A 9,611-nucleotide genomic window follows, 5' to 3' on the forward strand; every position below is an offset into this window, starting at 1 on the left:
TATTCCAATCCTCCCGGAACGACGCTCCCATGACGAAGCCGGCCGCGCGCGTTCGCGCCACGATGTTGCTCGCCACCACGATGCTGGTGCCCGCCACCGGAGCCCTCGCGCAGGGCCTGCCGGCGCCGGCGGCCGAGGAGCTCGCGCTCGCCACGATCGACGTGGCGGGGACCGGCCGCGACGGCACCGTCGGCTACCTGACCCGGCGCACCGCCACGGCGACGCGCACCGACACGCCCTTGATCGACACGCCGCAATCGGTGAGCGTGGTGACGCAGGCCCAGATCCGCGACCAGGGCTTCCAGAGCCTGACCGAGGCGATCCGCTACGTGCCGGGGGTGATCCCGCACCAGGGCGAGGGCAACCGCGACGACGTGGTGATCCGCGGTCAGCGCTCGAACGCCGACTTCTACGTCAACGGCATCCGCGACGACGTGCAGTATTTTCGCGACCTCTACAACATCGAGCGGATCGAGGTGCTCAAGGGCCCGAACGCGATGATCTTCGGCCGGGGCGGCGGCGGCGGGGTCATCAACCGGGTGCTCAAGGAGGCGGACGGGGTGCCGATCCGCGAGGTCGTCGCCCAGGGCGGCCAGTTCTGGAACAAGCGCCTCGCCCTCGACGTCGGCGACCGCATCTCGGACAGTGCCTTCTTCCGCCTCAACGGCGTCGTCGAGGACACCGACACCTACCGCGACTTCGGCCACATCCGCCGCTACGGCGTCAACCCGACCGGCACCCTGCTGCTCGGGCCCGACACCACGCTGAAGCTCTCCTACGAGTACTTCCACGATGACCGGGTCACCGACCGCGGCATCCCCTCGCAGTTCGGGCGGCCCTACCGCTACCGCCAGAACACCGCGACCTATTTCGGCAACCCGGACCTCAGCTACGCCCGGGTCGATGCTCACATCGCCACCGCGACCCTCGACCACCGCTTCGAGTCCGGCGTGCAGATGCACAGCCAGCTCCGCTTCGCCGACTACGACAAGTTCTACCAGAACGTCTTCCCCGGCAGCGCGGTCAACGCCGCCGGCACCAGCATGAGCTTGAGCGCCTACAACAACGCCACGCCGCGCACGAACTACTTCAGCCAGAACGACTTCACCTACAAGTTCGCCACCGGCCCGCTCGCCCACACGCTGCTCGGCGGCTTCGAGCTCGGCTACCAGACCGGCCTCGCCTTCCGGCAGGACGGCTTCTTCGCGACCACCGGCACGACGTCGCTGGTGGTGAACCCGCTCTCGCCGACGTCGCGGGTGCCGGTGACCTTCCGCTACAACGGCGGCAACAACAGCCGCTACGACCTCGGCCTCGCCGCGGCCTACGTCCAGGACCAGGTCGAGATCGGGCCGCACCTGCAGCTGATCGGCGGCCTGCGCTACGACCACTTCGATTTCGCCGCCACCGACCGGGGCACCCGCGTCACCAACGCCCGCATCGACGACCTGGTCTCGCCGCGGGCCGGCTTCGTGGTGAAGCCGTGGGAGAGCCTGGCCTTCTACGGCAGCTACAGCGTCTCCTACCTGCCCTCGTCCGGCGACCAGTTCTCCTCCCTGACCCCGGGCCTCGCGATCGCGGTGCCGGAGCGGTTCGAGAACCGCGAGGTCGGCGTGAAGTGGGACGTCTCGCCGGTGCTCCAGCTCACGGGCGCGCTCTACGACCTCGACCGGTACAACCAGCGCTTCGCCGATCCGAACCGTCCGGGCTTCTTCCTCGCCACGGGCCAGACCAACACCAAGGGCGCCGAGATCGGCGCCAACGGCTTCATCACCGACTGGTGGCAGGTCGCCGGCGGCTACGCCTTCACCGACGCGCGGGTGGTCAACGGCTTCAGCTCCGGCTCGACCGCGATCCGGGCCGGCAACACCGTCGCGCTGGTGCCGTTCAACGCCATCACCCTGTGGAACAAGTTCAACCTGACCCCGGACTTCGCCGTCGGCGTTGGCGTCATCAACCAGACCCACACCTTCGCCTCGTCCGACAACACGGTGCGCCTGCCGAGCGTCACCCGCTTCGACCTCGGCCTGTTCTACCAGGTGTCGGAGCTGGTGCGGGCGCAGGTGAACATCGAGAACCTGTTCGACCGCCGCTACATCTCGACGGCGGACGCCAACAACAACATCACGCCTGGCGCCTCGCGCACGGTGCGGGTGCAGGTGATCGCGCGGTTCTGAAGGCCGGGGGTGCGCCCGACCGTCGTCACGGGCGGGACTGGCACACTCCCTCGGCATCCCGGGGACGTCGCGGAGGACGGCCGACGCGCAGCATCAGGCTCAAAGGGAAATCCGCCCCCGCGGAGGGCCGGGCCCCCTCGACAGCATGGCCGCCCCCATGTTCCCTGTCGTCACCGGCCGGTGGAACAGGCCGGACAGGGAGGAACGACATGCGGGCCGTCCGGGTTCTGGCCGGTGCCATCGGCTGCGCGCTTCTCGCCGTGCCGGCCGAGGCGCGCGTCACGGCGATCGAGGTCTCGTCGGTCGAGCCCTTCGCCGAGGGGACCGCCTGGGGCGACGTGGGCGCCTACGAGCGCGTCGTCGCCACCGCCCGGGGCGAGCTAGACCCGGCCGACCCCGCCAATACGGGCATCGCCGACCTCGCGCTCGCCCCCCGCAATGCCCGCGGCATGGTCGAGTACAAGACCGACCTCTTTCTGCTGCGCCCGAAGGACCCGGGCAAGGGCAGCGGCACGCTGCTGTTCGAGGTGCCGAACCGCGGCCGCAAGTTCCTGTTCAACTGGATCATGGACGCCAGGCCTCCGGCCGGCTCGAGCGCGATCAACGATCCCCGCAGCGCGGCGGATGCCGGCACCGGCCTTTTCTTAAGCCGCGGCGACACCCTGGCCTGGGCCGGCTGGGAGGCGAACGCCCTGCGCCAGCAGGGCGGCATGGCGATCGACGTGCCGGTGGCGACCCGCAACGGCAAGCCGATCACCGAGTGGGTGCGCGACGAACTGGTGAGCGCCACCCGCGGCCCGACCGAGGCGCCGTTCTACCTCGCCTTCGAGGCGGCGCAGGGCGCCGAGGCGGACGCGCAGCTCACCGTGCGCCGCCGCGAGACGGACGCGCCCCGGCCGGTGCCGCCGGAGGCCTGGCGCCTCGCCAGCCCGCGCCAGATCGAGCTTCTGCCGAAGGGCACCAAGCCCGGCCCGGGCACGATCTACCAGTTCACCTACCGGACCACCGGGCCGAAGGTGCAGGGCATCGGCTTCGCCGCCGTGCGGGACGTGGTCACGTCCTTGCGCACCGGGACGGAGGGCGGCACGATCCGGCACACGGTCGCCCTCGGCATCTCGCAGAGCGGGCGCTACCTGCGCGACTTCCTCCACCAGGGCTTCAACCGCGACGAGTCCGGCCGGCGGGTGTTCGACGGGGTGCTGGCCCACATCGCCGGGGCGGGCGGGATCTTCCTCAACGCCCGCTTCGCCCAGCCCTCGCGCACCAACACCCAGCACGAGGACCACCTCTACCCGGAGAACGCCTTCCCGTTCTCGGCCGCCGCGATGCGGGACCCGGTCACCGGGCAGCGCGGCGCGCTCATGCGCGGCGACACCTCCGACCCGCTGCTGATCGAGATCAACACCGGCACCGAGTACTGGCAGAAGGGCGCCTCGCTGCTCACCACCGATCCGGTCGGCGGCGCCGACGTCGCCCTGCCGGACAATGCCCGCGCCTACCTGATCGCGAGCGGCTTCCACAACGGCCGCGCCCACCTGACCAACGCGCGCGGCGCCTGCACGAACCCGCGCAGCACGCTCAGCTCCGGCCCGGCGCTCCGGGCGCTCCTCGTGGCGCTGGAGGAGTGGGTCGTCACCGGCCGCGCGCCGCCGGAGAGCCGCGTGCCGCGCCTCGCCGACGGCACCCTGGTCGAGCCGGCGGCGGTCGGCTTTCCCTACATCCCCGGCGTCCCGGTGCCGACCGCCGGCAACGCGGTCGCGCGGTTCGCGACCTACCTCGATCCCCGCCCCGAGACCGGCCCGCAATACCGGCCGCTCGTGCCGCGGGTCGATGCCGACGGGCACGAGGTGGCGGGCATCCGTCTCCCGGCCGTGGCGGCGCCGCGAGCGACCTATACCGGCTGGAACCTCTACGCCGACCCGTACCCGACCGGCGTGCTGTGCGACCGGGACGGCAGCGAGCTGGCGCTCGCCCGCACCCGGGCGGAGCGGGACGCGAGCGGCGATCCGCGGCCCTCGCTCGAGGAGCGCTACCCGGACAAGGCGGCCTACGCGGCGGCAGTCGCGAAGGCCGCCGACGCGCTGGTGGCCGAGCGGCTGCTGCTGCGGGAGGATGCGGACAGGATGGCGGCCATGGCCCAGGAAGAAGGGCCGTAGGGGCCTTCCGGCCAACGATCAGTCAGCCCGTCAAGCACCGCCAAGCCAGCACCGCCAAGCCAGCACGGACGATCGTGCCGCGGCATCCTTCGCACCGCCATCCCTTCCTGCCGGCGCGAATGGTGCTATGGGGACACCACCGGCCGGGGAGGCAGCCCGGCTGCCCCGGCCAGCCTACGCGCCTCTCATTTCCTCGATCTGGATCGTCTGCATCCGGGATCGGCGCCGTCGGAGGCGATCCGTCCGGCGTCGCCGGACTTCAACCCAACGCCTGGGATGCTGACGCATCACATCGCTCCCGGGCCTGCCCGAGAGCGGCGAGGCCATCGCCCCATCCCGAATTCTCGACATCAAGCCAAGGGCTTGGCGAAAACTGCGAGGACCCAGAGGCCGTTTTCAACGACCGTCGGCATCACACGCGGGTTTCGTGCCGGATCGAGGTCGACCACGACCGATCGATCGCCAGACAGGATTGCCAATCAACCGTGACCCACGACATATCGAACTCCGCCGCGGCAAGCCGGACGGAGGGTGAAGCATCTCGCATCGACGTCGCGGTGATCGCGCGCGAAGTGACCCGTCACTGCGCGGCCTATCGGGATCCTGTCCCAAGGCTCGCTCTTCGGCAGCTGGCCAACACCCTGCTGCCCTACCTGGCACTCTGCGCCCTCATGCTCTGGGCGACCGCGAGCGGCTACGGGCTTCCGGTCCTTCCGCTTGCCGTTCCGGCCGGCGGCCTCCTGGTCAGGCTGTTCATCATCCAGCACGATTGCGGGCACGGCTCGTTCTTTCCCTCCCGCACCGCCAACGATTGGCTCGGCCGCGCCCTGAGCACCCTGACGGTGACCCCCTATGACAGCTGGAAGCGGGCGCACGCCCTCCACCATGCCTCTACGGGCGACCTCAGCCGCCGCGGGACGGGAGACATTCACACGCTGACCGTGCGCGAGTACCTTGCCCTGTCTCGCTGGCACCAGCTTCGCTATCGCCTCTACCGGAACCCGTTCATCCTGATCGTGCTGGGTTCCCCGCTCAACTTCCTGCTCATGCAGCGGTTTCCCTCCGGCGTCGGCCTGCCGTGGCGAACGGCGTGGCGGGACGTGCTGGTCCTCGACCTCTGCCTGGTCGCGGTGATGGCGGCACTGGCCTTCGCGGTGGGCGGGATCGGGCCGGTGCTCTGGGTGTTCCTGCCGGTCATCTGCGTCGCAGCCTGGGTCGGAGGCTGGCTGTTCTACGTGCAGCACCAGTACGAGGAGACCGTCTGGGAGGGTGCCGAGGCGTGGGACTTCCACCGCTCGGCGCTCGGCGGCAGCTCGTACTACGTCCTGCCATCCGTCCTGCAATGGTTCACCGGCAATGTCGGCCTGCACCACATCCATCACGTGAACAGCCGCATCCCGAACTATCGCCTCCAGGAATGCCTGGACGGCCACCCGACGCTCAGCCAGGTGGGGCGGCTGACGCTGCGCGACAGCCTGCGCTGCCTCGGGCTGGCCCTCTGGGACGAGGACGCCCGCAAGCTGATCGGGTTCTCCCGCGTGCGGACTCTCCAGGCCGCCTGAGGCCGGGGTTTTCGCCTCGTCGGATGATGCACTCCCGCCGAGGCCCGGACCTCCTCCAGGTCGATGCACCCATGGTCCAGGACCGGGCCTGGACAAGGGGACGGCCTTCCGGCCGCCCCCGCACCTCTCACGCCGCCTTCTTCCTCGTGATCAGCTTCACCAGGTCGCGCAGGATCGCCGTCGTCTCCTTCAGCCGCTCGGCCACCGTGGCGAGGTCGCGGATGAAGACCACGCTCATGTCGGGGCGCACCTTGGCGAAGGAGCGCTGGTCGGCGATGTAGCCGGCGAGCTTGGCCGGGTTGGCGAAGGCGCGATCGCGGAAGTGCATGACGATGCCCTTCGGGCCGGCCTCGACCTTCTCGACGTTGGTCTCGCGGCACAGGATCTTGATCGTCACGATCTTCAGGAGCTGCTCGACCTCCGGCGGCATCGGGCCGAAGCGGTCGATCAGCTCGGCGCCGAAGCTCTCGAGCTCCTGGTCGTTCTCCAGCGTCGCGAGGCGGCGGTAGAGGCCGAGGCGCACCGACAGGTCGGCGACGTACTCCTCCGGCATCGTGACCGGGGCGCCGAGCGCGATGGTGGGCGACCATTGCTCGTCGGTCGGCACGGTGTTGCCGGACTTGAGTGCGGCCACCGCATCCTCGAGCATCTGCTGGTAGAGCTCGTAGCCAACCTCCTTGATGTGGCCGGACTGCTCGTCGCCCAGAAGGTTGCCGGCGCCCCGGATGTCGAGGTCGTGGCTGGCGAGCTGGAAGCCGGCGCCCAGGGTATCGAGGGATTGCAGCACGGAGAGGCGCCGCTCGGCCTGCACCGTCAGCGTCTTGCCCTCGGGCGTGGTGAACAGCGCGTAGGCCCGGGCCTTGGAGCGGCCGACGCGGCCGCGCAGCTGGTAGAGCTGGGCGAGGCCGAACATGTCGGCGCGGTGGACGATCAGGGTGTTGGCGGTCGGGATGTCGAGGCCGGACTCGACGATCGTGGTGGCGAGCAGGATGTCGTACTTGCCCTCGTAGAACGCCGTCATCACGTCCTCAAGCTGGCCGGCCGCCATCTGGCCGTGGGCCACCGCGACCTTGGCCTCGGGCACCTCGCGGTCGAGGAAGCGCTTGACCTCCTCCAGGTGCTCGATGCGCGGCACGACGTAGAACGCCTGGCCGCCGCGGTAGCGCTCGCGCAAGAGCGCCTCGCGGATCGACAGCGGGTCGAACGGCATCACGAAGGTGCGCACGGCGAGGCGGTCGACCGGCGGCGTCGCGATGATCGAAAGCTCGCGCACCCCCGTCATGGCGAGCTGGAGCGTGCGCGGGATCGGCGTCGCCGACAGGGTCAGCACGTGGACCTCCGCCTTCAGCGCCTTCAGCCGCTCCTTGTGGGCGACGCCGAAATGCTGCTCCTCGTCGATGATGATGAGGCCGAGATCCTTGAAGGTGATGCCCTTGGCGAGCAGCGCGTGGGTGCCGACCACGATGTCGACGCTGCCGTCGGCCAGGCCCTCGCGCACCTTCTTCAGGTCGGCGTTGCCGACGAAGCGGGAGGCCTGCGCCACCGTCACCGGCAGGCCCTTGAACCGGGCCTCGAAGGTGCGGGCGTGCTGGCGGGCGAGCAGCGTGGTCGGCACCACCACCGCCACCTGCTTGCCGGAGAGCGCGGTGACGAAGGCGGCGCGCAGGGCCACCTCGGTCTTGCCGAAGCCGACGTCGCCGCAGACCAGCCGGTCCATCGGCCGGCCGGAGGTGAGGTCGCCGAGCGTCGCGGCGATCGCCGCCTCCTGGTCCTCGGTCTCCTCGTAGGGGAAGCGGGCGGCGAACTCGCCGTAGGAGCCCTCGGGAGGGGCCATCTTGGGCGCGGTCTTGAGGAAGCGCTCGGCCGCGACCTTGATGAGGGCGCCGGCCATCTCCATGATCCGGCGCTTGAGCTTGGCCTTGCGCGCCTGCCAGGCGCCGCCGCCGAGCTTGTCGAGGGGAACGTCGGAATCCTCCGAGCCGTAGCGGGTCAGGAGCTCGATGTTCTCGACCGGCAGCAGCAGCAGGCCGCCGCTGTACTGGATCTCCAGGCAGTCGTGCGGCGCGCCCGCCGCCGTCACGGTCTTGAGGCCGACGAAGCGGCCGATGCCGTGGTCGGCGTGGACCACGAGGTCGCCGGGCGCGAGCGCCTGCACCTCCAGGATCACGTCCTGGGGGCGCTTCGCTTTGCGCTTGGGCCGCACCAGGCGGTCGCCGAGGATGTCGCCCTCGGCCACCACCGCGAGCTGGCCGGCGGAGAACCCGGCCTCCAGGCCCCAGACCGCGACGCCGATGTCCTGGCCGCGCTTCATCGCCAGGATGTCGGAGAGCCGCGTGATGCTCTTCGGCTTCGGCAGGCCGTGTTCGGTCAGCACGCCGCAGAGCCGGTCGCGCGACCCTTCCGACCACGCCGCCAGGACGACGTGGTGCCCCGCTCCTTGCAGGTCGCGGATGTGGGTCACCGCCGAATCGAAGACGTTGACGCCCTCCTGGGCGCGCTCGGGGGCGAAGCTGCGGCCGGGCTCGCCCTCGCAGTCGATGATCCGGCGCCCCGGGGCCTCCGGCACGTCGAAGGGGGCGAGACGGGCGACCGTCGCCCCGTCGATGCGCTTCGCCCACTCGTTCGGCGAGAGGTAGAGCGCGTCGGGCTTCAACGGCTTGTAGGGCGCGGTGCCGCTCTGGCGGTCCTTCAGCGCCTCGCAGCGGGCGTCGTAATAGTCCTGCACCTGGCCGAGGCGCTCGGCCACCGCGTCGTCGGCCTGGTGGTCGAGGATCAGCGGCACGCCGGCGACGTAGTCGAACAGCGTGTCGAGGTGGTCGTAAAACAGCGGCATCCAGTGCTCGAGCCCGGCATAGCGCCGGCCCTCGCTGATCGTCTCGTAGAGCCGGTCGTCGCGGGTCGCGGCGCCGAAGGTGGTGACGTAGCCCTGGCGGAAGCGCCGGATCGTCTCGGTGGTGAGCTGCACCTCGCTCATCGGCACGAGGTCGAGGGAGCGCAATTGCCCGATGGTGCGCTGGGTCTCGGGATCGAAGGCGCGGATCGACTCGAGGGTGTCGCCGAAGAAGTCGAGGCGGACCGGGTTCGGCAGCCCCGGCGGCGACAGGTCGATGATGCCGCCGCGCACCGCGTACTCGCCGGTGTCGCGCACGGTGCCGGTGCGCAGGAAGCCGTTGGCCTCGAGCCAGGCGACGATCTGGTCGGTGTCGAGGGCGTTGCCGGGGGCGGCGGAAAAAGTCTCGACGGCGATGCGGGATTTGGGCGGCACCCGCTGCACCAGGGCGTTGACCGTGGTCACGAGGATGCGCGGCTTCTCGGCCGAGGAGCGGGTGCGGGCGAGCCGCGACAGGGCGGTCATGCGCTGGGCCGCGATGGCGGGATTCGGCGAGACCCGGTCGTAGGGCTGGCAGTCCCAGGCCGGGACGCTCATCACCTCGATCTCCGGCGCCACGAAGGCCAGCGCGCTCGCGAAGGCGGCCGAGCGGGTGCCGTCCCGCGCGACGTGGACCAGCACCGCCGGCCCCTCCGAGACCTGCGACAAGGCCCGGGCGAGGTCGGCCACCACCAGGGCGTCGAACCCGTCCGGCACACGCGCCAGCGTCGCGCTGTCGCCGGCCTTCAGCGCCTCCACCGCCCGGGTCAGGGCCGCGGATTTCGGCAGGGCGAAGCGGGCGGCCGGGGGCTTCTTCTGAGGCGCGGGCGGTGGAGGCGCTGAAGGC

Annotated in this window: 4 protein-coding genes; 3 read left to right on the forward strand and 1 reads right to left on the reverse strand. The window is 70.7% G+C overall.

What is annotated here, in order from left to right:
- Positions 1-29: 29 nt before the first annotated feature.
- The 3 genes from VQ02_RS02790 to VQ02_RS02800 all read left to right on the forward strand — a co-directional run bounded on the left by VQ02_RS02790 (position 30) and on the right by VQ02_RS02800 (position 5,895).
- The gene (locus VQ02_RS02790) at positions 30-2,177 is read left to right on the forward strand and encodes a TonB-dependent receptor (RefSeq protein ID WP_048442625.1); all 2,148 of its coding nucleotides are present in this window, start codon (positions 30-32) and stop codon (positions 2,175-2,177) included.
- A 209-nt stretch (positions 2,178-2,386) separates the two neighbouring features.
- Positions 2,387-4,333, forward strand: coding sequence for an alpha/beta hydrolase domain-containing protein (locus VQ02_RS02795; RefSeq protein WP_048442626.1), 1,947 nt, complete (start codon positions 2,387-2,389; stop codon positions 4,331-4,333).
- A 497-nt stretch (positions 4,334-4,830) separates the two neighbouring features.
- Positions 4,831-5,895, forward strand: coding sequence for a fatty acid desaturase (locus VQ02_RS02800; protein WP_425339877.1), 1,065 nt, complete (start codon positions 4,831-4,833; stop codon positions 5,893-5,895).
- Positions 5,896-6,022: 127 nt separating this feature from the next.
- On the opposite strand, the gene mfd is transcribed toward VQ02_RS02800, so the two are convergent.
- Positions 6,023-9,611 (reverse strand): transcription-repair coupling factor (mfd, locus tag VQ02_RS02805; protein ID WP_048442641.1); only part of this gene is annotated, 3,589 nt, incomplete at its 5' end.

Source organism: Methylobacterium variabile (assembly GCF_001043975.1).
Classification (GTDB): Bacteria; Pseudomonadota; Alphaproteobacteria; order Rhizobiales; family Beijerinckiaceae; genus Methylobacterium; species Methylobacterium variabile.

What these genes read in the sequence shown, in the direction of transcription:
- VQ02_RS02795 (WP_048442626.1), top strand. Translation starts at nt 2,387, where the DNA reads ATGCGGGCCGTCCGGGTTCTGGCCGGTGCCATCGGCTGCGCGCTTCTC.
- VQ02_RS02790 (WP_048442625.1), top strand. Translation starts at nt 30, where the DNA reads ATGACGAAGCCGGCCGCGCGCGTTCGCGCCACGATGTTGCTCGCCACC.